At 71.6% G+C, this 21,585-nt stretch carries 23 protein-coding genes; 12 read left to right on the top strand and 11 right to left on the bottom strand.

The window, feature by feature from the left end:
* Positions 1-135: 135 nt before the first annotated feature.
* The 4 genes from ACFWR9_RS24245 to ACFWR9_RS24260 all read right to left on the bottom strand — a co-directional run bounded on the left by ACFWR9_RS24245 (position 136) and on the right by ACFWR9_RS24260 (position 2,582).
* Entirely contained in the window at positions 136-654 is a 519-nt protein-coding gene (locus tag ACFWR9_RS24245; protein WP_383845617.1) for a SixA phosphatase family protein, read from the bottom strand.
* A 96-nt stretch (positions 655-750) separates the two neighbouring features.
* A complete protein-coding gene (locus ACFWR9_RS24250) occupies positions 751-957 on the bottom strand; it encodes a hypothetical protein (RefSeq protein WP_383845619.1) in 207 nt (68 codons plus the stop codon).
* A 179-nt stretch (positions 958-1,136) separates the two neighbouring features.
* Positions 1,137-1,253, bottom strand: a complete 117-nt coding sequence (locus ACFWR9_RS24255) for an SGM_5486 family transporter-associated protein (RefSeq protein WP_107420105.1) — start codon at positions 1,251-1,253, stop codon at positions 1,137-1,139.
* Positions 1,254-1,307: 54 nt separating this feature from the next.
* Positions 1,308-2,582: a CynX/NimT family MFS transporter gene (locus ACFWR9_RS24260; RefSeq protein WP_383845621.1), complete on the bottom strand. Its 1,275-nt coding sequence runs from the start codon at positions 2,580-2,582 to the stop codon at positions 1,308-1,310.
* Positions 2,583-2,710: 128 nt separating this feature from the next.
* Here ACFWR9_RS24260 and ACFWR9_RS24265 point away from each other — a divergent pair, with 128 nt between their 5' ends.
* On the top strand, positions 2,711-3,403 hold the full coding sequence (locus ACFWR9_RS24265) for a FadR/GntR family transcriptional regulator (RefSeq protein WP_383845623.1): 693 nt from the start codon (positions 2,711-2,713) through the stop codon (positions 3,401-3,403).
* On the opposite strand, the gene ACFWR9_RS24270 is transcribed toward ACFWR9_RS24265, so the two are convergent.
* The 3 genes from ACFWR9_RS24270 to fabG all read right to left on the bottom strand — a co-directional run bounded on the left by ACFWR9_RS24270 (position 3,381) and on the right by fabG (position 5,410).
* The gene (locus tag ACFWR9_RS24270; RefSeq protein WP_383845625.1) at positions 3,381-3,731 is read right to left on the bottom strand and encodes a hypothetical protein; all 351 of its coding nucleotides are present in this window, start codon (positions 3,729-3,731) and stop codon (positions 3,381-3,383) included. The two genes, ACFWR9_RS24265 and ACFWR9_RS24270, sit on opposite strands and share 23 nt — an antisense overlap.
* A 201-nt stretch (positions 3,732-3,932) precedes the next feature.
* On the bottom strand, positions 3,933-4,700 hold the full coding sequence (fabI, locus tag ACFWR9_RS24275) for an enoyl-ACP reductase FabI (protein ID WP_383845627.1): 768 nt from the start codon (positions 4,698-4,700) through the stop codon (positions 3,933-3,935).
* A gap of 5 nt (positions 4,701-4,705) precedes the next feature.
* Positions 4,706-5,410 (bottom strand): 3-oxoacyl-[acyl-carrier-protein] reductase, encoded by a 705-nt coding sequence (fabG, locus tag ACFWR9_RS24280; protein ID WP_383845629.1) that lies wholly within the window; start codon positions 5,408-5,410, stop codon positions 4,706-4,708.
* A 288-nt stretch (positions 5,411-5,698) separates the two neighbouring features.
* On the opposite strand from fabG, the gene ACFWR9_RS24285 reads away from it, so the two are divergent.
* From ACFWR9_RS24285 to tyrS, 3 genes are all read left to right on the top strand, one after another.
* Complete coding sequence (locus ACFWR9_RS24285) at positions 5,699-7,222, top strand: TldD/PmbA family protein (RefSeq protein ID WP_383845631.1); 1,524 nt, start codon at positions 5,699-5,701, stop codon at positions 7,220-7,222.
* Positions 7,219-8,637, top strand: coding sequence for a metallopeptidase TldD-related protein (locus tag ACFWR9_RS24290; protein WP_383845633.1), 1,419 nt, complete (start codon positions 7,219-7,221; stop codon positions 8,635-8,637). Before ACFWR9_RS24285 ends, ACFWR9_RS24290 begins: the two co-directional genes overlap by 4 nt.
* A 73-nt stretch (positions 8,638-8,710) precedes the next feature.
* Positions 8,711-9,979 carry a tyrosine--tRNA ligase gene (gene tyrS / locus ACFWR9_RS24295; RefSeq protein ID WP_383845634.1) on the top strand — a complete coding sequence of 423 codons (1,269 nt, stop codon included), beginning with the start codon at positions 8,711-8,713 and terminating at the stop codon, positions 9,977-9,979.
* A gap of 72 nt (positions 9,980-10,051) precedes the next feature.
* Here the strand turns inward: tyrS and ACFWR9_RS24300 are convergent, their stop codons facing one another.
* Positions 10,052-10,333: a GlsB/YeaQ/YmgE family stress response membrane protein gene (locus ACFWR9_RS24300; RefSeq protein WP_383845636.1), complete on the bottom strand. Its 282-nt coding sequence runs from the start codon at positions 10,331-10,333 to the stop codon at positions 10,052-10,054.
* 261 nt (positions 10,334-10,594) lie between these two features.
* Here ACFWR9_RS24300 and ACFWR9_RS24305 point away from each other — a divergent pair, with 261 nt between their 5' ends.
* Positions 10,595-10,990 carry a DUF3099 domain-containing protein gene (locus ACFWR9_RS24305; RefSeq protein ID WP_383845638.1) on the top strand — a complete coding sequence of 132 codons (396 nt, stop codon included), beginning with the start codon at positions 10,595-10,597 and terminating at the stop codon, positions 10,988-10,990.
* Positions 10,991-11,201: 211 nt separating this feature from the next.
* Complete coding sequence (locus tag ACFWR9_RS24310; RefSeq protein ID WP_383845640.1) at positions 11,202-11,456, top strand: hypothetical protein; 255 nt, start codon at positions 11,202-11,204, stop codon at positions 11,454-11,456.
* An 18-nt stretch (positions 11,457-11,474) separates the two neighbouring features.
* Here the strand turns inward: ACFWR9_RS24310 and moaA are convergent, their stop codons facing one another.
* The 3 genes from moaA to ACFWR9_RS24325 form a co-directional block, all read right to left on the bottom strand.
* The gene (moaA, locus tag ACFWR9_RS24315) at positions 11,475-12,464 is read right to left on the bottom strand and encodes a GTP 3',8-cyclase MoaA (protein WP_383845642.1); all 990 of its coding nucleotides are present in this window, start codon (positions 12,462-12,464) and stop codon (positions 11,475-11,477) included.
* 159 nt (positions 12,465-12,623) lie between these two features.
* Complete coding sequence (locus tag ACFWR9_RS24320; RefSeq protein WP_383845644.1) at positions 12,624-14,258, bottom strand: cation acetate symporter; 1,635 nt, start codon at positions 14,256-14,258, stop codon at positions 12,624-12,626.
* Positions 14,255-14,611, bottom strand: coding sequence for a DUF485 domain-containing protein (locus ACFWR9_RS24325; RefSeq protein WP_383845646.1), 357 nt, complete (start codon positions 14,609-14,611; stop codon positions 14,255-14,257). Before ACFWR9_RS24325 ends, ACFWR9_RS24320 begins: the two co-directional genes overlap by 4 nt.
* Positions 14,612-14,876: 265 nt before the next feature.
* Between ACFWR9_RS24325 and ACFWR9_RS24330 the strand changes: the two genes are divergently transcribed.
* From ACFWR9_RS24330 to ACFWR9_RS24355, 6 genes are all read left to right on the top strand, one after another.
* Positions 14,877-16,433 (top strand): S8 family serine peptidase, encoded by a 1,557-nt coding sequence (locus ACFWR9_RS24330; protein ID WP_383845648.1) that lies wholly within the window; start codon positions 14,877-14,879, stop codon positions 16,431-16,433.
* A 76-nt stretch (positions 16,434-16,509) separates the two neighbouring features.
* Complete coding sequence (locus tag ACFWR9_RS24335) at positions 16,510-18,024, top strand: S8 family serine peptidase (RefSeq protein ID WP_383845650.1); 1,515 nt, start codon at positions 16,510-16,512, stop codon at positions 18,022-18,024.
* Between the two features lie 57 nt (positions 18,025-18,081).
* Positions 18,082-19,089, top strand: coding sequence for a CopD family protein (locus tag ACFWR9_RS24340; RefSeq protein WP_383845652.1), 1,008 nt, complete (start codon positions 18,082-18,084; stop codon positions 19,087-19,089).
* Positions 19,090-19,230: 141 nt separating this feature from the next.
* On the top strand, positions 19,231-20,223 hold the full coding sequence (locus ACFWR9_RS24345) for a DEDDh family exonuclease (RefSeq protein WP_383845654.1): 993 nt from the start codon (positions 19,231-19,233) through the stop codon (positions 20,221-20,223).
* A gap of 94 nt (positions 20,224-20,317) precedes the next feature.
* Positions 20,318-20,551, top strand: a complete 234-nt coding sequence (locus ACFWR9_RS24350) for a hypothetical protein (protein ID WP_383845656.1) — start codon at positions 20,318-20,320, stop codon at positions 20,549-20,551.
* Positions 20,552-20,759: 208 nt separating this feature from the next.
* Entirely contained in the window at positions 20,760-21,560 is an 801-nt protein-coding gene (locus ACFWR9_RS24355) for an SURF1 family protein (protein WP_383845658.1), read from the top strand.
* Positions 21,561-21,585: the final 25 nt, after the last annotated feature.

Consider the following 21,585-nt stretch of genomic DNA (forward strand, 5'->3'; position numbering starts at 1 on the left):
GCCGTGCGGTACGCCGCGGCCGTGCGGTACGCCGCGGCCCGGCGGTACGCCGCGGCCCGGCGGCACGCGGGAACGGCGTCCGGTACGACGAGGGCCCGGGCCCGTACGGTGCCGGGCCCGCCGCGTGGGGCCGGATCAGTCGGTCGGCGCCCAGTAGTCGACCAGGGAGGCCGCCCCGGGCTCCACGTCCTTCCAGGAGCCCGTGAAGGTCAGGACGGCGAAGGCGGCGGTCGGGAAGCCCCGGCGCCCCATCCGTCCACGCGCCTCGTCCTCGGCCGAGCCGGCCAGGATCTCGGTGAGTCCCTCCATGCCCGGGTTGTGGCCGACCACCAGCACGTTCCGCAGGTCGTCGGGGGTCTCGTTGAGCACGGCGATCAGCTCGCCGGGCGAGGCCTCGTAGATCCGCTCCTCGTAGACGGTTTTCGGCCGGTGCGGGAACTCATGGACGGCGAGCTTCCAGGTCTCGCGGGTCCGGGCCGAGGTGGAGCACAGGGCCTGGTCGAAGGCGAGACCGGTGTCCGCCAGCCGTCGCCCGGCCTCTGCGGCGTCCTTGCGACCCCGATCAGCGAGCGGTCGCTCGTGGTCGGTCACCTGTGGCCAGTCGGCTTTCGCATGCCGGAAAAGGACAATCCTGCGGGGTTCTGCGACGCTCATGGCATCCAGCTTCGCATGAAACAGGCCACGGGGCGCAGGTAGTTGACATGCGGGTTCACCGCCGTACGCGCGTCCGGGCCCGGGTCCGGCCCGGCCTCAGCCCACGGTCAGCTGGAGCAGCCGCTCCAGCAGGTGGGCGATGGCCGGCTGCTCGGTGGCCGCGTGCGCGTCGGCGGGGTTGAGTAGCAGCAGGAGCAGCGCCACGAAGGCGAGCACGGGCAGGGCGAGGGCCCACCAGGGGAGCCGGATGTCGACGCCGCCCCGGGTCGCGCGGGGAGGCCGGGTGTAGGTAGGGGCCGACATGAGTGCCTCCGCTGGTCTTCGAGCGTCCCTGGTCCGTGCTCCGCGTCCGCCTGTCGCGGGCACATCTCGAAGCTACGGAATCCGCGGGCGCCAACCCATCCGGAGGTCCACCCACTTGACCCTGACCCTGGCCCCCTAGGGGATGGGGGGTTAACCCCACCATCCGGCCGGGAGCGGGGTCACGGCGAGGCGATCGTCGCGATGATGCCGATGATCACGAAGATCGCGAGGAAGCCGCCGAAGACGAGCAGCATCTTCTTCTGGCCGTTCTGGGGGTTCGGGTCGAGGACTGGCATGCGGCAAGTCTCGCATCCGCCGCCAGGGCGGTGCAGGGCGGGCCGCCTGCCCGCTCAGCGGGCCGCCTCGTCCTCCACCGTGCGGTCGCGGCCGGCCAGGACGCCCACCACGATCTGCGGCACCATCAGGGCGCTCATCAGCGCGATCGGCAGGCCCCAGCCGCCGCTGTGCTGGTAGAGCACGCCGACCAGGAGCGGGCCGGGGATGGAGATCAGGTAGCCGGTGCTCTGCGCGAAGGCCGACAGCTGGGCGACGCCCGCGCCGGTCCTGGCCCGCATGCCGACCATGGTCAGCGCGAGCGGGAAGGCGCAGTTCGACACGCCGAGCAGCAGGGCCCAGGCCCAGGCGCCGCCGGCCGGGGCGAAGTACAGCCCGGCGTAGCCGGCGAGCCCGCACAGGCCCAGGACCAGGACGATCGGGCCCTGGTGGGGCAGGCGGGTGGCCACGCGCGGGATGACGAAGGCGAGCGGCACGCCCATCACCATGATCACGGCGAGCAGCAGCCCGGCCGTGCCGGCGGAGACCCCGGCGTCCCGGAAGATCTGCGCCATCCAGCCCATCGTGATGTAGGCGGCGGTGGCCTGGAGGCCGAAGAAGACGGCGAGCGCCCAGGCGGTACGGCTGCGGGTGATCCGTAGCGGGGCCTGTTCGGCGGCGGGCTCGGCGGGCCGCTCCGCGGACGGGGCGGGCGACGCGGCGGAGGGTGCCTCGCGGTGGCGCACGAACGGGATCCACGGCAGGACGGCGGCCGCCCCCACCACGGCCCACAGCGCGAGGCCGGGCTGCCAGTGGCCGCCCAGGGCGTTCGACACCGGCACGGTCGCCGCGGCGGCGACGGAGGTGCCGAAGGCGAGGGCCATCGAGTAGAGGCCGGTCATGGAGCCGACCCGGTCGGGGAAGTAGCGCTTGACGATGACCGGCATCAGGACGTTGCTGACCGCGATGCCCATCAGCGCGACCGCGGTGGCGGCCAGGAAGCCGGCCGTCCCGCCGGCGTACGGGCGGATCAGCAGGCCCGCGGTGATGGCGGCCATGCCCGCGCAGACCACCGCGCCAGGCCCGAAGCGGCGGGCCAGCCGGGGTGCCATGACCCCGAAGACGGCGAAGCACAGCGGGGGGACGGAGGTGAGCAGTCCGGCGGCGCTGCCGCTCATGCCGAGCCCGTCGCGGACCTCCTCCAGGAGGGCGCCCAGGCTGGTGATGGCGGGGCGCAGGTTGACCGCGGCCAGGACGATGCCGAGGATCAGCAGCCGGGTCGTCCACGGCGTCCACGCGCGCGTACCGGGCGTCCCGGGCACCTTGGGCGCCTCGCCGGGTATCTCGCGCATCCGCGTTTCCGTACGCGATTCCGTACGTGTCTCCGTACGCGTCTCCGTCCGGGTTTCCTCACTAGCCATGAGGCCCATCATAGAATCATGGGATGATTGATTGTCCACTCCACGTGCGAAGGTGAGCCATGCCTCTGAGCCATCCCCGTCGCTCGGCACTGTCCGAGCAGGTCATCGCGGCGCTGCGGCAGCAGATCGCCTCGGGCGAGTGGCCGGTCGGTTCCCGCATCCCGACGGAGCCCGAGCTGGTCGAACAGCTCGGGGTCGCCCGGAACACGGTCCGGGAGGCGGTCCGGGCGCTGGCGCACAACGGCCTGCTGGACATCCGTCAGGGCTCCGGCACGTACGTCGTGGCGACCAGTGAGCTGGCGGGCGTGATGCAGCGCCGCTTCGCCGGGGCCGACCCCCGGCACATCGCCGAGCTGCGTTCCACCCTGGAGTCGTCCGCCGCCCGGCTCGCCGCGGAGCGACGCACGGAGAAGGACCTCAAGCAGCTCGACGCGCTCCTGGTGCGCCGCGAGGAGGCCTGGGAGTCGGGCGACGCCGAGGCTTTCGTGACGGCGGACGCGACCTTCCACCTGGCCGTCGTGGCCGCCTCGCACAACGACGTGATGACCGCGATGTACGCGGACCTGGGCGAGGTGATGCGGGACTGGCTGCGCGGCGACGTCGGCAGCGAGCTGACGCCCGAGAGCCACATGGACCACACCAGGCTGGTGGACGCGATCCGCGCGGGCGACGCCGGGACCGCGGAATCGGAGGCGGCGGGCTACCCGTTCCTGTGCCGCCCGGGCCGGTTCACCGCACCCTCCGGTGGCTGACCCACGCCGACCGGACCTCCTTCCAGCACCGCCCGTCCAGCCGTACGGTCTGCGCCGGCCCGGCCTCGACCGGGGCGGCGTCGCTGTCGAGGTCCCACCAGCGGGCGCACTCGACGTGCAGCCGCACGGAGTCGGTCACCGGGTACGGGTTGTGGCAGTGGGCGGTCACGTCGGAGTCGTCGACGCGGACCCTGCACTCCGAGCCGAACAGCTCCGCCCGCGCGGAGTCCCCGGTGCCCACGCGCGCGTGGGACAGCGCTTCGTAGGGCAGGACCAGCACACAGGCGAGGGCGAGGATCGCCGAGGCGAGGCGGGCGAGCGGACGCACAAGAGGCCTCCTCGGCGGCACTGGGGAGGAAAGGCTCGTGGGGAACGCGGACTCCAGCGTGCGCCGACGGCCGGCCCGCCGCCCGGCCGGCTGGGCCGGACGGGTGACCCGCCGAGGACGACGGACCGAGGCTGACGGACCCGAGGCCGGCAGACCAAGGACCCGCACCCAAGGAGGATGCGGGTCCCGAAAGGCGTCCGGTCAGGCGCCGATGGCGTGCAGACCGCCGTCCACGTGCACGATCTCGCCCGTGGTCTTCGGGAACCAGTCGCTCAGCAGCGCGACGACACCGCGGCCGGCCGGCTCCGGGTCCTTGAGGTCCCACTCCAGCGGGGAACGGCTGTCCCACACGGAGGCCAGCTCGCCGAAGCCTGGGATGGACTTCGCGGCCATCGAACCCAGCGGTCCCGCCGAGACGAGGTTGCAGCGGATGTTCTGCTTGCCCAGGTCACGCGCCATGTAGCGGCTGGTGGCCTCCAGGGCCGCCTTGGCCGGGCCCATCCAGTCGTACTGCGGCCAGGCGAACTGCGCGTCGAAGGTGAGGCCGACGACCGAGCCGCCGTTCTGCATCAGCGGCAGGCAGGCCATGGTCAGCGACTTCAGGGAGTACGCCGAGACGTGCATGGCCGTGGCGACCGACTCGAACGGCGTGTTCAGGAAGTTGCCGCCGAGCGCGTCCTGCGGCGCGAAGCCGATGGAGTGGACAACGCCGTCGAGGCCGCCCAGCTCCTCGCCGACGATGTCCGCGAGCCGGCCGAGGTGCTCGTCGTTGGTGACGTCCAGCTCGATGACCTTGGCGGGCTTCGGCAGCTTCTTGGCGATGCGCTCGGTCAGCGTGGGACGCGGGAACGCGGTGAGGATGACCTCGGCGCCCTGCTCCTGGGCCAGCTTGGCGGTGTGGAAGGCGATGGAGGCCTCCGTCAGCACACCGGTGATCAGGACGCGCTTGCCCTCGAGAATTCCACTCATGGTGATCAGTGACCCATTCCCAGTCCGCCGTCAACGGGAATGACGGCTCCAGTGATGTACGACGCTTCGTCCGAGGCGAGGAACCGCACCGCGGCGGCGATCTCCTCGGGCCGCGCGTACCGGCCCAGCGGCACCTGCGACACGATGTTGGCCCGCTGCTCGTCGGTGAGCACCTTGGTCATGTCGGTGTCCACGAAGCCGGGCGCGACGACGTTGAAGGTGAGGTTGCGCGAACCCAGCTCACGGGCGAGGGAGCGCGCGAAGCCGACCAGACCGGCCTTGGAGGCGGCGTAGTTCGCCTGGCCCGCGGAGCCGAGGAGCCCGACCACGGAGGAGATCAGGACGACGCGGCCCTTCTTGGCGCGCAGCATGCCGCGGTTGGCGCGCTTGACGACCCGGAAGGTGCCGGTGAGGTTGGTGTCCAGGACCGAGGTGAAGTCCTCCTCGGACATGCGCATCAGGAGCTGGTCCTTGGTGACGCCGGCGTTGGCGACCAGGACCTCGACGGGACCGTGCGCTTCCTCGATCTCCTTGTAGGCCTGCTCCACCTGCTCGCCGTCGGTGATGTCGCACCTGACGGCCAGGAAGCCCTCCGGCGGCTCACCCGAGCGGTATGTGATCGCGACCTTGTCGCCGGCGTCGGCGAAAGCGCGGGCGATGGCGAGGCCGATGCCTCGGTTGCCTCCGGTGACGAGAACCGAGCGGCTCAACGGATCACCCTTTCCCTAGCGGTCTGTGGTCCGCCCGAGCACCCGGATGACAGGCGGCTACGGCAGGCGGCTTCATCGAAAACCTATCGGGCCCCGTCCCCCGGCGAAGACTCGGGCACCCACAGTGGCTTACGGGGCTGACTGTCGGATCCCTACAGAACGGACCGGCCACGGGTAACCGCGCGCGGCGGCAAAGGTGTGGTCGCGGTCCGGCCCGACGCGACATGATGCGGCGCAGCCACCGGTGTCGCGGCAGACGACCGGTCACGTCGACAGAAAGAGACGCAGGTGCCTCACAGCATCGACGAAGCCTTCACGGCACTCCCCCTACGCGCCCTCGCCGACGCCGCCCTCGCACGCGCGCGTGCGCTCGGGGCGGAGCACGCGGACTTCCGCCTCGAACGGGTGCGCAACGCCTCCTGGCGCCTCAGGGACGCCAAGCCCGCCGGGTCCTCGGACACCACCGACCTCGGGTACGCGGTGCGGGTGGTGCACGGCGGTACGTGGGGCTTCGCGTCCGGTGTGGACCTGACCATGGACGCCGCCGCGAAGGTCGCCTCGCAGGCGGTGGCGATGGCGAAGCTGTCCGCGCAGGTGATCCGGGCGGCCGGGTCGGACGAGCACGTGGAGCTGGCGGGCGAGCCCGTGCACGCCGACCGGACGTGGGTCTCGTCGTACGACATCGACCCCTTCACCGTGCCCGACGAGGAGAAGTCGGCCCTGCTGGCCGACTGGAGCGGGCGGCTGCTCGCGGCCGACGGGGTCGACCACGTCGACGCCTCGCTGCTCACCGTGCACGAGAACAAGTTCTACGCCGACACGGCCGGGACCGTGACCACGCAGCAGCGGGTGCGGCTGCATCCGGTGCTCACCGCCGTGTCGGTCGACGACTCCAGCGGCGAGTTCGACTCCATGCGGACGCTGGCCCCGCCGGCCGGGCGCGGCTGGGAGTACCTGACCGGCACCGGCTGGGACTGGGACTCCGAGCTGGCCGAGATCCCGGAGCTGCTGGCCCAGAAGATGCGGGCGCCGAGCGTCGAGGCGGGGCTGTACGACCTGGTCGTCGACCCGTCGAACCTGTGGCTGACGATCCACGAGTCCATCGGGCACGCGACCGAGCTGGACCGGGCGCTCGGATACGAGGCGGCGTACGCCGGCACCTCCTTCGCCACCTTCGACCAGCTCGGCAAGTTGCGCTACGGCTCGGAGCTGATGAACGTCACCGGCGACCGCACCGCCGAGCACGGCCTGGCGACCATCGGGTACGACGACGAGGGCGTCGAGGGCCAGTCCTGGGAGCTGGTGAAGGACGGCACGCTGGTGGGCTACCAGCTCGACCGGCGGATCGCGCGGCTCACCGGGTTCGAGCGGTCCAACGGGTGCGCCTACGCCGACTCCCCCGCCCATGTGCCGGTGCAGCGCATGGCCAACGTCTCGCTCCAGCCCGACCCGGGCGGTCTGTCGACCGAGGATCTGATCGGGGGCGTGGACCGCGGGATCTATGTCGTCGGCGACCGGTCCTGGTCCATCGACATGCAGCGCTACAACTTCCAGTTCACCGGGCAGCGCTTCTTCCGGATCGAGAACGGGCGGCTGACCGGTCAGCTGCGGGACGTGGCCTACCAGGCGACGACCACCGACTTCTGGGGCTCCATGGCGGCCGTCGGCGGCCCGCGGACGTACGTCCTGGGCGGGGCCTTCAACTGCGGCAAGGCCCAGCCGGGACAGGTCGCGGCCGTGTCGCACGGCTGCCCGTCCGCCCTCTTCAAGGGAGTCAACATTCTGAACACCACGCAGGAGGCGGGTCGATGAGCGCGCGTGTGCCGGGCGGCATTACTTCGTTGACGAGCAAGCCGCACGAGATCGTCGAGCGGGCGCTGGAGCTGTCGCGGGCGGACGGCTGCGTCGTCATCGCCGACGAGGAGTCCACCGCCAACCTGCGCTGGGCGGGCAACGCGCTCACCACCAACGGCGTCACGCGCGGGCGCACGCTGACCGTTGTCGCCACCGTCGACGGTCGGCAGGGCACGGCCTCCGGTGTCGTGTCCCGCTCGGCGGTGACCGTGGACGAGCTGGAGCCCCTGGTGCGGGCCGCCGAGGCCGCGGCCCGCGGCGCCGGTCCCGCCGAGGACGCGCAGCCGCTGGTCACCGGCGTGCCCGAGTCGCCCGACTTCACCGACGCGCCCGCCGAGACGTCCTCGGCCGTGTTCGCGGACTTCGCGCCCGCCCTCGGGGAGGCGTTCGCCCGCGCGCGTGCGGGCGGCCGGGAGCTGTACGGATTCGCCAACCACGAGATGACGTCGACGTACGTGGGGACCTCCACGGGGCTGCGGCTGCGGCACGACCAGCCGGGCGGGACGCTGGAGCTGAACGCCAAGTCGCCCGACCGGACCCGGTCGGCGTGGGCGGGGCGCTCCACGCGGGACTTCAGGGACGTCGACCCGGGGGCGCTCGACGCCGACCTCGCCGTACGCCTGGGCTGGGCCGAGCGGCGGGTGGAGCTGCCGGCGGGCCGGTACGAGACGCTGCTGCCGCCGACCGCGGTCGCGGACCTGCTGATCTACCAGCTGTGGTCGGCCTCGGGACGGGACGCGGTCGAGGGGCGCACGGTGTTCTCCAAGCCGGGCGGCGGTACGCGCGTCGGCGAGCGGCTGGGCGAGCTGCCGCTGACCCTGCGCAGTGATCCGCACGAGCCGGGGCTGGAGAGCGCGCCCTTCGTGGTCGCGCACTCCTCCGGCGACGACCAGTCGGTTTTCGACAACGGGCTGCCGGTGGCGGCCACCGACTGGATCCGCGCGGGTGAGCTGCACCGGCTGACGACCACTCGGCACAGCGCGGCCCTGACCGGGCTGCCGGTGGCACCGGCGATCGGCAACCTGGTCCTGGACGGCGGCACGGACCGCTCGCTGGAGGGCATGGTGGCCGGCACGGAGCGCGGGCTGCTGCTGACCTGCCTCTGGTACATCCGCGAGGTCGATCCGGCCACGCTGCTGCTGACGGGGCTGACCCGGGACGGCGTCTACCTGGTCGAGAACGGCGAGGTCGTCGGCGAGGTGAACAACTTCCGGTTCAACGAGTCGCCGGTGGGTCTGCTGGGCCGGGCCACGGAGGCCGGGCGGACGGAGAAGACGCTGCCCAGGGAGTGGGGCGACTGGTTCACCAGGGCCGCGATGCCCGCGCTGCGGGTCCCCGATTTCAATATGAGCTCTGTCAGTCAGGGCGTATAACCTCGTAGTCGGCCGTCACCCGGCCGCCCGAAGATCATCAAGCACGTATGAGCACGTAGGAGACAAGAGAACCGTGACGGACATCGTCGACGAGCTGAAGTGGCGCGGGCTGTTCGCCCTGTCCACCGACGAGGACGCTTTGCGCAAGGCGCTCGCGGACGGTCCCGTCACGTTCTATTGCGGTTTCGACCCGACCGCGCCATCGCTGCACGTGGGGCACCTGGTGCAGGTGCTCACCGTGCGCCGGCTCCAGCAGGCCGGCCACCGGCCGCTGGCGCTGGTCGGCGGCGCGACCGGGCAGATCGGCGACCCGCGCCCGACCGCGGAGCGCACGCTGAACTCGCCGGAGACCGTCGCGGGCTGGGTCGACCGGCTGCGCGGCCAGATCGAGCCGTTCCTGACCTTCGAGGGCGAGAACGCGGCCGTGATGGTCAACAACCTCGACTGGACCGAGGGCCTCTCGGCCATCGAGTTCCTGCGGGACATCGGCAAGCACTTCCGGGTCAACAAGATGCTGACCAAGGACTCCGTCGCCCGGCGCCTGGAGTCCTCCGAGGGCATCAGCTACACGGAGTTCAGCTACCAGCTGCTCCAGGCCATGGACTTCCTCCAGCTCTACCGGAGGTACGGCTGCACCATGCAGCAGGGCGGCAGCGACCAGTGGGGCAACCTCACGGCCGGCCTCGACCTGCTGCACCGGCTGGAGCCGGACGCCGGCGTCCACGCCTACGCGACCCCGCTGATGACCAAGGCGGACGGCACCAAGTTCGGCAAGACCGAGGGCGGCGCGGTCTGGCTCGACCCGGAGATGACCACGCCGTACGCGTTCTACCAGTTCTGGCTGAACGTGGACGACCGGGACATCTCGCCGTACTCGCGCATCCTGTCCTTCCGGTCCCGCGAGGAGCTGGAGGAACTGGAGCGGCAGACCGAGGAGCGTCCGCAGGCCCGGGCCGCGCAGCGCGCGCTGGCGGAGGAGCTGACGACGCTGGTGCACGGCGCCGGGCAGACGGCAGCAGTGATCGCCGCGTCCAAGGCCCTCTTCGGCCAGGGCGACCTGGCCGAGCTGGACGACCGGACGCTGACCGCGGCCCTCTCCGAGCTGCCGCACGTCGAGGTCACCGAGCTGGGCCCGGTCGTGGACCTGTTCGCCGAGGTCGGCCTGGTCGCCAGCAAGTCCGCCGCCCGCCGCACGGTGAAGGAGGGCGGCGCGTACGTGAACAACGCCAAGGTCACCGGCGAGGACGCGGTCCCCGCCGAGGAGGACCTGCTGCACGGGCGCTGGCTGGTGCTGCGCCGCGGCAAGAAGAACCTGGCCGCGGTGGAGGTCACCGGCGCCTGAGCACACGGGTGGGGGCGGTCCCGGTACCTCTCGGCGCCGGGGCCGCCCCCATGCCGTACGAGGTGCTCGCCGTCAGGCCCGTCCGCGCCGTTTGTTGCCGCGCACCGCCATGTAGGCCGCGTCGCCGAGGGCGACGATGATGATCGCGGCGACCAGCTGGAAGACGTGCCGCCACCAGTCGATGCCCGAGGTCTCGCCCACCCCGGCCGCCCGGGCGACCGCGTTGCCGACGATCGCGCCGAGGATGCCGAAGATGGTGGTCAGCCACAGCGGACTGTGCTGCTTGCCCGGGATGATCGCCTTGGCGATGAGACCGAGCACGAATCCGACGATGATCGCCCACAACCAGCCCATGACTGCCTCCTCGTACGGCCCTACGCGAGCATTGCCGCCAGTCTTCGGCCGTACCGCGTACGGCGCATGCCGGATACGGCCGAACGGGGTACCCCGGCTGTGCCACCCGGCGCAGGCCGGCCGCGCGCCGAGTGGGTGCCCCGGTCTCGTGGGCGGCGCGGACGCGGCGTAACGTGGTGACTTGTCCGGGACCGGTGTCCCCGAGCGGCCACGGACGGGAGCGGGGCGGGGACGGTCCGATCGGGCGGATGGTGGAACCAGATGCGGAAGCACAGTGCCGGCGGCGTCGAGGTGTTCCGGATCACCGGGGCCCGGACGGGCCTCCATGACGACGTGCGCGCGCGGCAGCGCCGGTACGTCATCTCGATGTCGGTCCGCACCGTGTCGGTGGTCCTGGCGGCCTGTCTGTGGAACGTGGAACGGCACGTCGCGATCGTGGCGCTGGTCCTCGGCGTGGTCCTGCCGTACATCGCGGTCGTGATCGCCAACGCCGGGCGCGAGAACGCGCCATCTTTGCCGTCGACGTTCGTGCGGCCGCCGACGGCGCCGATGATCTTGCCGCCGCGGGCGGACGACGCCTCCGCGGAATCCGATCCGGAGGACGCGACGTCCGATCCGTCGCCCGGAGCGGCGGGCGAGTCGCGCGGCCGGCCGTGACCTCGCGGCGCCCTCCGGAGGGGGCGTGGATTCCACGCCAGGCCGAAGAACTGCTCAGATGAATCGTGTTGTTCCGGTGCCGGGCGATGGGTGACCCGTGACATACTTCCTACGCGCTCCGCATCCCCCGTCGGAGCGACGGACCGACGCCGGGCAGCTCCCCCCGTGGCTGCTCGGCGTCGCCTTGTGTGTGGACCTGTGAGACGAACCTGTGAGTGACGAGACCACCCCGGACAACGCTCCGGAGGCCGCCCCGATCTGCTCCGCGAAGGGCTGCCGCACGGCCGCCGTGTGGGTGCTGGCGTGGAACAACCCGAAGATCCACACGCCCGAGCGGCGCAAGACGTGGATCGCCTGCGACGAGCACCGGGAGCATCTGTCGCAGTTCCTCGGCCTGCGGGGCTTCCTCAAGGACGTGGTCCCGCTGACGGAGTGGGAAGCCCCGGAGCCCCCGGAGACCCCTTAGCCACCGACTGGCCCGCCGCTAGCCCCCGATCGCCGACATCGGCCGGTCGGGCTGCACGAACGACGGGTCGTCGAGGCCGGCGCCGGCCTTCTTGCCCCACATGGCGAGGCGCCAGATGCGGGCGACCTCCCCGTCGGGGGCGTCGGAGCGCAGGGCGGCGCGCAGGTCGGTCTCCTCGCGGGCGAACAGGCAGGTGCGTACCTGGCCGTCGGCGGTCAGGCGGGTGCGGTCGCAGGCCGAGCAGAACGGGCGGGTGACGGAGGCGATGACCCCGACGCGGTGCGGGCCGCCGTCCACGACCCAGCGCTCGGCGGGGGCCGAGCCGCGCTCCTCGGAACCCTCGGCGGTCAGCTCGAAGCGGGTGCGCAGCGAGGTGAGGATGTCACCGGCGGTGACCATGCCGTCGCGCTTCCAGCCGTGCTGGGCGTCCAGGGGCATCTGCTCGATGAACCGCAGTTCGTAGTCGTGCTCGACCGCCCAGGCGAGCAGGTCGGGGGCCTCGTCGGCATTGAGCCCCGGCATCAGGACGGTGTTGACCTTCACCGGGGTCAGCCCGGCCTCGCGGGCCGCCTCCAGGCCCTCCAGGACGTCCTTGTGGCGGTCGCGGCGGGTGAGGGTCTTGAAGACGTCGGGGCGCAGGGTGTCCAGCGAGACGTTGACCCGGTCCAGGCCCGCCGCCTTCAGGGCCGTCGCCGTGCGCCTGAGGCCGATGCCGTTGGTGGTGAGGGACATCTGGGGGCGCGGGGCGAGGGCGGCGACGCGCTCGACGATGCCGACCAGGCCGGGGCGCAGCAGCGGCTCCCCGCCGGTGAAGCGGACCTCCTCGATGCCGAGGGAGGTGACCGCGATGTCGATGAGGCGGACGATCTCGTCGTCCGTGAGCAGGTCGGGCTTGGCCAGCCACTGGAGGCCCTCTTCGGGCATGCAGTAGGTGCAGCGCAGGTTGCATCGGTCGGTGAGCGAGACCCTCAGGTCGGTGGCCACTCGGCCGTAGGTGTCAATGAGCACGTGGGCCCCCTCCCTCGACGCGGATCGGCGGAGCACTTGGCTCCTGCTACACCTGCGAGCCTACGTGACCGGTCCGACATCCACAGGGGCCCGATCTCTACGACGTGCGGTGCGGCCCCGTCGTAGGGATCTACGACGGGGCCGCGGGCGAAAAACGGATCAGTGCGCTCCGGTGCCGGTCAGGGAGCGGACCTCCAGCTCGGCGTACTTCGCCTTGTCCGGTTCCTCCTTGGACAGCACCGTGCCGAGCCAGCCCATGAGGAAGCCGAACGGGATGGAGATGATGCCCGGGTTCTTCAGCGGGAACCAGGCGAAGTCGACGTCGGGGAACATCGCCTTCGGGTCGCCGGAGACCACGGGCGAGAACAGCACCAGGCCGACGGCGACGATCAGACCGCCGTAGATCGACCACAGGGCTCCCTGGGTGGTGAACTTCTTCCAGAAGAGGCTGTAGAGGATGGTCGGCAGGTTGGCGGACGCGGCGACGGCGAAGGCCAGGGCGACCAGGCCGGCCACGTTCAGGTCGCGGGCGAGGGCGCCCAGCCCGATGGAGACGATGCCGATGAAGACGGTCGCCCAGCGGGCCGCCCGCATCTCCTCCTTCTCGGTGGCCTTCCCCTTGCGGATGACGTTGGCGTAGATGTCGTGCGCGAAGGACGAGGAGGAGGCGAGGGTGAGGCCGGCGACCACGGCGAGGATGGTCGCGAAGGCCACCGCCGAGATCGTGGCCAGCAGGATCGCGCCCCAGGCCGAGTCGACGCCGCCCACGTGCAGCGCGAGCAGGGGCGCGGCCGTGTTGCCGGACGGGTTGGACGCGATGATCTCGTCCTTCCCGACGAGCGCGGCGGCACCGAATCCGAGGGCGATGGTCATCAGGTAGAAGGCGCCGATGATGCCGATCGCCCAGTTCACGGACTTACGGGCGGCCTTGGCGTTGGGCACCGTGTAGAAGCGGATCAGGATGTGCGGCAGGCCGGCGGTGCCGAGCACCAGGGCGATGCCCAGGGAGATGAAGTCCAGCTTGGTGGTGCCGCTCGTGCCGTACTGGAGGCCGGGCTCCAGGAAGGCGGCGCCCGCGCCGCTGTTCTCCGCGGCCTTGCCGAGCAGGTCGGAGATGTTGAAGTCGAACTTCAGCAGCACCAGGAAGGTGATCAGGATGGTGCCGCTGATCAGCAGCACGGCCTTGACCATCTGGACCCAGGTGGTGCCCTTCATGCCGCCGATGGAGACGTACACGATCATCAGGATGCCGACGAGGGCGACGATGAGGACCTTGCCCGCGTCGGAGGTGATGCCGAGCAGCAGCGAGACCAGGACGCCCGCGCCCGCCATCTGGGCCAGCAGGTAGAAGATCGAGACGACGATCGTGGAGGTGCCGGCGGCGGTCCGCACGGGGCGCTGGCGCATGCGGTAGGCGAGGACGTCGCCCATCGTGTAGCGGCCGGAGTTCCTCAGTGGCTCGGCCACCAGGAGCAGGGCGACCAGCCAGGCGACCAGGAAGCCGATGGAGTACAGGAAGCCGTCGTAGCCGAAGAGGGCGATCGCGCCCGCGATGCCGAGGAAGGACGCGGCCGACATGTAGTCGCCGGAGACGGCGAGACCGTTCTGGAAGGCGCTGAACTGACGGCCGCCCGCGTAGAAGTCGGCGGCGTCCTTGGTCTGGCGGCCGGCCCAGACGGTGATGACGAGCGTGGCGACCACGAAGACCGCGAACAGCGTGATGATGAGCGTCCGGTGCTCGCTCGCCTCGTTGGCGGCGAGGTCGGCGGCGAGAACGGTCTGTGCGGGGCTCATGCGCCGCCCTCCATCCGGGACTTGATGGCCTCGGCCTTGGGGTCGAGCTTCGCGGCGGCGTGCCGCGAGTACCACCAGGCGATGAGGAACGTGGTGACGAACTGGGCGATGCCGAAGACGAAGGCGACGTTGATGTTGCCGAACAGCTTGGTGCCCATGAAATCGCCGGCGTAGTTCGACAGCAGCACGTACAGCAGGTACCAGACGACGAACGCGATCGTCAGCGGGAACGCGAAGGAGCGGAAGGAGCGTCGCAGTTCGGCGAACTCGGCGCTCTGCTGCACTTCGGAGAACTCCTCGGCGGAGGGGAGTCGGTGTTCCTCTTTCGAGGGGGTTGGTGCGTCGGTGGCCACGGAGTCTCCTCGTACGACGGACATGACGGCTTGGACCTCGGTGTTCTCACAGGGAGCTGATCGTGCTCGGGCTCCCTGTCCAACGACACGGCGCCCCGCGGGGACCGGTTCAACGCCCGGGCCACTTTCCGAAGTGACCCTCGGTGGGTCATTGCTGGCCAGCGACTTCGGGGGATAGCTTCACCCTGCACCACTCCGTCATGTACCTGCCCGAGCACCACCCGTGTCTCGGGCCGGTCTCGTTACCGGATGATGTGGAGACCCCATGGATCATCTGCGTTCCCCGCGTTCCAGACGCGGGCTCGCCCTCGCCGTACCGCTCGTGCTCTCGCTCACCGCGTCGCTCGGCTTCCTGCCGGCCGCCGCGTCGGCGGCCCCGGGCACGGAGCCCGTCGCACCGGACTCACGGGCCGGCCGAGCCGCGGACGCGCCGAACCTGGCGTACGTCGTCAACACCCGTACGGATCACCGGACGATCGCGTCCGTGAAGCGCGCGATCGCCAGGACGGGCGGCACCGTGGTCGCCACGTACGGCAGGATCGGCGTGATCGTCGCCCACTCGGCCGACCCCGGCTTCGCCGCCGCGATGCGCGAGGTCCGCGGCGTGCGGTCGGCGGGCGCGACCCGCACCGCGCCCCTGACCGCCGCCGCGACGACGGACCAGGGCGCCGCCCAGACGCTCACGGCCGAGCAGGCCGCGCGGACCACGAAGGCGTCCGAGGCCGCGGGCGCGGGCGAGCCGCTGGAAGCGGACCAGTGGGACCTGCGCGCGATCGGCGCCGACAAGGCCGCGAAGATCAACCCGGGCAGCTCCCGCGTCACCGTCGCCGTGATCGACACCGGCGTCGACGACACCCACCCCGACCTCGCCCCGAACTTCTCCGCCTCGCAGTCCGCCAACTGCGTCGGCGGCAAGGCGGACACCAGTGAGGGCGCCTGGCGGCCGTACACCGCCGAGGACTACCACGGCACCCATGTGGCCGGTGAGATCGCCGCCGCCCGCAACGGCATCGGCGTCGCCGGTGTCGCGCCGGGCGTGAAGGTGTCGAGCATCAAGGTGAGCGACCCGGACAACGGGCTTTTCTACCCCGAGAACGTCGTGTGCGCCTTCGTGTTCGCCGCCGACCACGGGGTGGAGATCACCAACAACAGCTACTACGTGGACCCGTGGCTGTACAACTGCATGGACGACCCGGACCAGCGCGCCATCGTCGACGCGGTCAACCGGGCCCAGCTCTACGCCCAGCGCAAGGGCACCCTGCACCTCGCCTCCGCGGGCAACTCCAACCACGACCTGGACTCCGACGCGATCGTCGACGACTCCAGCCCCGACGACTCCACGCCGGTGACGCGGACCGTCGACCCGCACGAGTGCTACGACGTCCCGACCCAGCTGCCGGGCGTCGTCACCGTCAGCGCGACGGGCGTCGACAAGGAGAAGTCGTACTACTCCTCGTACGGCAAGGGCGTCGTCGACGTCGCCGCGCCGGGCGGCGACGGGCGCTACCAGATCCCGGACACGCCGTCGAAGAACGGCCGCATCCTGTCGACCATGCCGAACAACGAGTACGGCTACCTCCAGGGCACGTCGATGGCCTCGCCGCACGCGGCGGGCGTGGCCGCGCTGCTGAAGTCGAAGCATCCCTGGGCGTCCCCGGCGCAGTTGCAGTGGCTGCTGAAGGCCCAGGCGGACAACCCGGGCTGCCCCGACTCCTACGACCAGGACGGGGACGGCGCGCAGGACGCCACGTGCGAGGGCGGCGGGCGCGTCAACGGCTTCTACGGCTTCGGCATCGTCGACGCGCTCCGCGCGGTGAAGTGACCCGACCGATACCGACCCCCCTCTACCTTCCTTCCCGTCACGCACCGGTTTCAGAAACGAACTGGAGACACCGCACATGACAGCACCGCACGCGCGTCACCGCCGCGCCCTCGCGATCCCGGCCGGTCTGGCCGTGGCCGCCTCGCTGGCGTTCCTGCCGGGCAACCCGGCCACCGCGGCGGAGGCCACCCCCTCCCCCGCGGCGGACGCGACCTCGCTCAGCTACGTCGTCAACGTCTCCCCCGGGCACGGGCCTTCGGCGTCCGTGCGCAAGGCGATAGCCAAGGCCGGCGGCACGATCGTGACGTCGTACGACCGGATCGGCGTGGTCGTCGTCCACTCCGCGAACCCGGACTTCGCCAAGTCCGTCCGCAAGGTGCGGGGCGTGCAGTCGGCCGGTGCCACGCGTACCGCGCCGCTGCCCTCCGCCGCCACGACCGACACGGGCGCGCCGAAGGTGCTCAGCGGCAAGGAGGTCGCCGCCGCCGAGGCCGCCGAGGGCCAGGACCCGCTGCAGGGCCTCCAGTGGGACCTGCCCGCCATCAAGGCGGACAAGGCGCACGAGAAGACGCTGGGCAGCAAGAAGGTGACCGTCGCCGTCATCGACACCGGCGTGGACGACACCCACCCGGACATCGCCCCGAACTTCGACCGGAACGCGTCCGTCAACTGCGTCTCGGGCAAGCCGGACACCGCCGACGGCGCCTGGCGGCCGAGTGCGGCGGAGAGCCCGCACGGCACCCACGTCGCCGGTGAGATCGCCGCCGCCAAGAACGGCGTCGGCATGACCGGTGTGGCGCCCGGGGTGAAGGTCGCCGGCATCAAGGTGTCCAACCCCGACGGCTTCTTCTACACCGAGGCCGTGGTCTGCGGCTTCGTGTGGGCGGCCGAGCACGGCGTCGACGTGACCAACAACAGCTATTACACCGACCCCTGGTACTTCAACTGCAAGGACGACCCGGACCAGAAGGCTCTCGTCGAGGCCGTCTCGCGGGCGTCGCGGTACGCGGAGCGGAAGGGCGCGGTCAACGTCGCCGCGGCCGGCAACGAGAACTACGACCTCTCCTCCGACGAGATCACCGACCCGTCCTCCCCGAACGACACGACGCCCGGTGACCGGACCGTCGACCCGTCGGAGTGCCTGGACATCCCGACCCAGCTGCCGGGTGTCGTGACGGTCGCGTCGACCGGCGCCAAGGGCCTCAAGTCGTCCTTCTCCAACCACGGTCTGGGCGTCATCGACATCGCCGCGCCCGGCGGTGACTCGACGGCGTACCAGAAGCCGGAACCGCCCGCCACCAGCGGGCTGATCCTCGGCACGCTGCCCGGCGGCAAGTGGGGCTACATGGCCGGTACGTCGATGGCGTCGCCGCACGTCGCGGGCGTCGCCGCGCTGATCAAGTCGACGCACCCGTACGCCCCGCCGGCCCTGGTCAAGGCGCTGCTGTACGCGCAGGCCGACGCCACGCCGTGCACCAAGCCGTACGACATCGACGGCGACGGCAAGGTCGACGCGGTGTGCGAGGGCTCGAAGAACCGCAACGGTTTCTACGGGTGGGGCATGGCGGACGCGCTGGACGCGGTGCGCTGATAGCCGGTACCCGCCGGGGAACTTGCCCGGATCTGGGGACTTGGTGAAGATCCTGGGGTGACCCCGATACGACCCAAGTCCCGGACCACCGGTACCGGACGGCACGCGACGCCTTCCGGTACCGGCCGGACCGCGGCCGTACTCGCGCTGGTGGCGCTGGCCGCGCTGATACCGGTGCTCGGCCCCTCCCCCGCCCTGCGCGGCACGGGAGAGGCCGAGGCACCGGGCACCGGCGGCATCGCGCTGCTGCGCACGGTGCTCTTCGCCGCGCTGTGCGTTCCGCTCGGCGAACTGTTCGTGAACCGGCTGGCCCGGTCGCTCCCCGGCGCGCCCCCGGACCGGCCCCGCAGTTGGTCGCCGTACGCGGCCGGGGCCGGTTTCGTCGCCGCCCTGGGGCTGGCGTCGGTGGTGGCCACGGGCAATCTGGTGCCGGACGGCGCCGCCGACATCGACGTGGGCGGTCTCTACGCGTCGAGGGACGGCAAGCTCGCGCTGCTGGAGGTCAACGGGTTCCTCGCGGCCGGTCTGTGCGCCGCCTCGCGCCGGCCCGGCAGCCAGGTGTGGCCGCTGGCCGCCGTGGTCGTCGCGGAGGCGCTGCGCGCCAACCCCACGACCGAGTACAGCCCCCTGATCGGCTCCGGTCTGACCCTGGTCCATCTGACGTGCGCCTCGCTGTGGGCGGGCGGCCTGCTGTACGCCCTGCGGACGCTGCGGCGGTGGCGGGGTGCCGAGGCGGGTCCGGCGCTGCTCGGGCTCTACGCGCGCGTGGCGGCCGTTCTGCCGGCCGCCCTCACGGCGACCGGGGTGGGCAGTTCGCTGCGCCGGATGCCGCCGGGCACGATCGTGGACCAGCTGACGGACACGGCGTACGGGCGGGTGCTGCTCGCGAAGGTGCTCCTGGTGGCCGCCGCCGCCGTCCTCGCCCTGTGGGCCAGGATCCGGCTGAGCCGGGCGGCGGACCCGCTGACCGCCTGCTCCCCCGCGCGCGCGGAGGTCGTCGCGCTGGGGGCGGTGGTCGCGGTGTCGGGTCTCCTGACGGCCCTTCCGGTACCGATCCGGTGGTGAGCCCGTGGTGGGCAGGTGGTGGGCAGGTGGTGAGCAACCCTCCCCGACGGGGGAGAACCTGACGGAGGAACCGTTTCGCCCGTCTCGTGCGCGGCACCTCCGGCACCGCGGTGTCGGTCCCGGGCCGTATCCTCAGTGACCATGCTCGAAGACCGTACGACCGCGGCGCCGTCCGCGACTGCCTGGCCGGCCGCGTATCCGCGGGGATACGCGGTCGTCGACGTGGAGACCACCGGCCTGGCCCGCGACGACCGCATCATCTCCGCGGCCGTGTACCGGCTGGACACCCGCGGCGAGGTCGAGGACCACTGGTACACGCTGGTCAATCCGCAGCGGGACCCGGGTCCGGTGTGGATACACGGTCTGACGAGCGACGCACTGCGGGACGCGCCGCTCTTCCCCGACGTCGCCGAGGAGTTCGCGGCCCGGCTCGACGGGAGGGTCCTCGTCGCGCACAACGCCGTCTTCGACTGGCAGATGATCGCCCGCGAGTACGCCCGCGCGCGGCGTGAGGCGCCGGTGCGCCAACGGCTCTGCACCATCGCGCTCTCCAAGGAGCTGCGCCTGCCCCTGCCCAACCACAAGCTGGAGTCGCTGGCCGCCCACTTCGGCGTCGTACAGCAGCGGGCGCACCACGCGCTGGACGACGCGCGGGTGCTGGCGGAGGCGTTCCGGCCGAGCCTGGCCGCGGCGGCGGCCGGGGGCGTGCGGCTGCCGCTGCACGAGTGCCGGCCGCTGACCGAGTGGTCGGACCGGCCCGCGCCCCGCATCGGGCAGCAGGCGGGCTACGGCTCCTACCGGCCGAACAGCTGGCGCCCCGCCCGCAAGAGGCCCGCCTGCCCGTATCCCAACCCTGGCCGGTACGAAGCGGGCAAACGGCTCAAGCAGGGCATGCGGGTCGCCTTCTCGGGTGACACCTCCGTGGAGCGGGACCTGCTGGAGGACCGGGCGACCGAGGCCGGGCTGCACGTCGCCACCAGCCTGTCCCGGCTGACCAGCCTGCTGGTCACCAACGACCCGGACTCGGGCACCTCCAAGGTGGTCAAGGCCCGCCAGTACGGCACACCGGTGGTGGACGAGGCGGCCTTCGGACAGCTGCTCGCGGACGTCGAGGCGACGGACGCGGCCCCGTGACGGGGGCCGGGACCGGCCGTACGGACGGGTGATTCCCGGCGACTCGCCCGGCGTCCGCTCGCCCGCGCCGCGACGACGGCCCACCCTGTGGCGCATGGCGACATGTGAAGTCTGCGGCAACAACTACGGAATGACCTTCGAGATCCACGCCCAGGGAGCGGTGCACGTCTTCGACTGCTTCTCCTGCGCCATCCACCGGATGGCACCCATCTGCGAGCACTGCCGGGTACAGATCATCGGCCAGGGCGTCGAGGTCGAGGGCCACTGGTTCTGCGGCGCCCACTGCGCCCGCGCGGAGGGGAGGGCGGGGATCGTCGACAAGGTCTGAGCGCGCTTCGCGTGACCGCCGGGCGAAGCCGTCGTTGAAACCCACGCCGCGGCATTGATGCCGAACGTGCTCCCCGCCGATGCGGGGATGGCCCGCGGTAGACCCCACGACGCTACAAGTCGGTCGTGTGCTCCCCGCCGACGCGGGGTTACGGCCCTCGCGGGGACCTCCCCGCGAGGACCGATCCCTGCCAAGGTACCGTCGACGCGTGTACCGGTTCCTGTTGTCCCGCCAGTGGGTGATCCTCACCCTCGTGGCGCTCGCGCTCATCCCGACGATGATCGAGCTGGGCTTCTGGCAGCTGCACCGCCATGAGCACAGGGTCGCGCTGAACAAGGTGATCGCGGACTCCCTGGCGGTCGATCCCGTACCGGCCGAGACCATGACCTCACCCGGGGCGGAGGTCGGCGACGACGACCTCTACCGCCGGGTGACGGCCAAGGGGCACTTCGACACCGCCGAGGAGGTCGTCGTGCGCCGCCGCACCAACGCGGACGACCGCGTCGGCTACCACGTCCTGACCCCCTTCGTGCTGGACGACGGCAAGGTGCTGATGGTGAACCGGGGCTGGATCCCCTCGAACGGCGCCAGCCAGACCGCCTTCCCGAAGATTCCGGCGCCGCCGGCGGGCGAGACCACCGTCACCGGCCGGCTGATGCCCGACCAGACGACCGAGGACAGCGGCATCAAGAACGTCGAGGGCCTGCCCGACCGCCAGGTCATGCTCATCAACAGCGAGCAGCAGGCGGAACGCCTCGGCAAGCAGGTCCTCGGCGGCTACGTCGAGATGACCGAGCCGAAGCCCGCGGGCGACACGCCCGAGCTGATCGCGGAGCCCGACCACGACAGCATCGGCAACCACATGGCGTACGCCGTCCAGTGGTGGCTGTTCTCCGCCGGTGTGCCGATCGGCTGGTTCGTGCTGGCGCGCCGCGAGGCCCGGGACCGGGCGTCCGAGGACGAGGACAAGAAGGAGACCGAGGAGGCGGCGGAACCCGCGGCGGTGTAGCCCGCCCGAATGCACCGTCCCCGGT

It is taken from the genome of Streptomyces sp. NPDC058534 (genome assembly GCF_042717365.1).
GTDB lineage: Bacteria > Actinomycetota > Actinomycetes > Streptomycetales > Streptomycetaceae > Streptomyces.

Bases quoted from the DNA above. Each gene is read 5' to 3' on its own strand.
- ACFWR9_RS24245 (WP_383845617.1), bottom strand. From the start codon at position 654: ATGAGCGTCGCAGAACCCCGCAGGATTGTCCTTTTCCGGCATGCGAAA.
- ACFWR9_RS24250 (WP_383845619.1), bottom strand. From the start codon at position 957: ATGTCGGCCCCTACCTACACCCGGCCTCCCCGCGCGACCCGGGGCGGC.
- ACFWR9_RS24255 (WP_107420105.1), bottom strand. From the start codon at position 1,253: ATGCCAGTCCTCGACCCGAACCCCCAGAACGGCCAGAAGAAGATGCTG.
- ACFWR9_RS24260 (WP_383845621.1), bottom strand. From the start codon at position 2,582: ATGCGCGAGATACCCGGCGAGGCGCCCAAGGTGCCCGGGACGCCCGGT.
- ACFWR9_RS24265 (WP_383845623.1), top strand. From the start codon at position 2,711: ATGCCTCTGAGCCATCCCCGTCGCTCGGCACTGTCCGAGCAGGTCATC.
- fabI (WP_383845627.1), bottom strand. From the start codon at position 4,700: ATGAGTGGAATTCTCGAGGGCAAGCGCGTCCTGATCACCGGTGTGCTG.
- ACFWR9_RS24290 (WP_383845633.1), top strand. From the start codon at position 7,219: ATGAGCGCGCGTGTGCCGGGCGGCATTACTTCGTTGACGAGCAAGCCG.
- ACFWR9_RS24300 (WP_383845636.1), bottom strand. From the start codon at position 10,333: ATGGGCTGGTTGTGGGCGATCATCGTCGGATTCGTGCTCGGTCTCATC.
- ACFWR9_RS24305 (WP_383845638.1), top strand. From the start codon at position 10,595: ATGCGGAAGCACAGTGCCGGCGGCGTCGAGGTGTTCCGGATCACCGGG.
- ACFWR9_RS24320 (WP_383845644.1), bottom strand. From the start codon at position 14,258: ATGAGCCCCGCACAGACCGTTCTCGCCGCCGACCTCGCCGCCAACGAG.
- ACFWR9_RS24330 (WP_383845648.1), top strand. From the start codon at position 14,877: ATGGATCATCTGCGTTCCCCGCGTTCCAGACGCGGGCTCGCCCTCGCC.
- ACFWR9_RS24335 (WP_383845650.1), top strand. From the start codon at position 16,510: ATGACAGCACCGCACGCGCGTCACCGCCGCGCCCTCGCGATCCCGGCC.
- ACFWR9_RS24345 (WP_383845654.1), top strand. From the start codon at position 19,231: ATGCTCGAAGACCGTACGACCGCGGCGCCGTCCGCGACTGCCTGGCCG.
- ACFWR9_RS24350 (WP_383845656.1), top strand. From the start codon at position 20,318: ATGGCGACATGTGAAGTCTGCGGCAACAACTACGGAATGACCTTCGAG.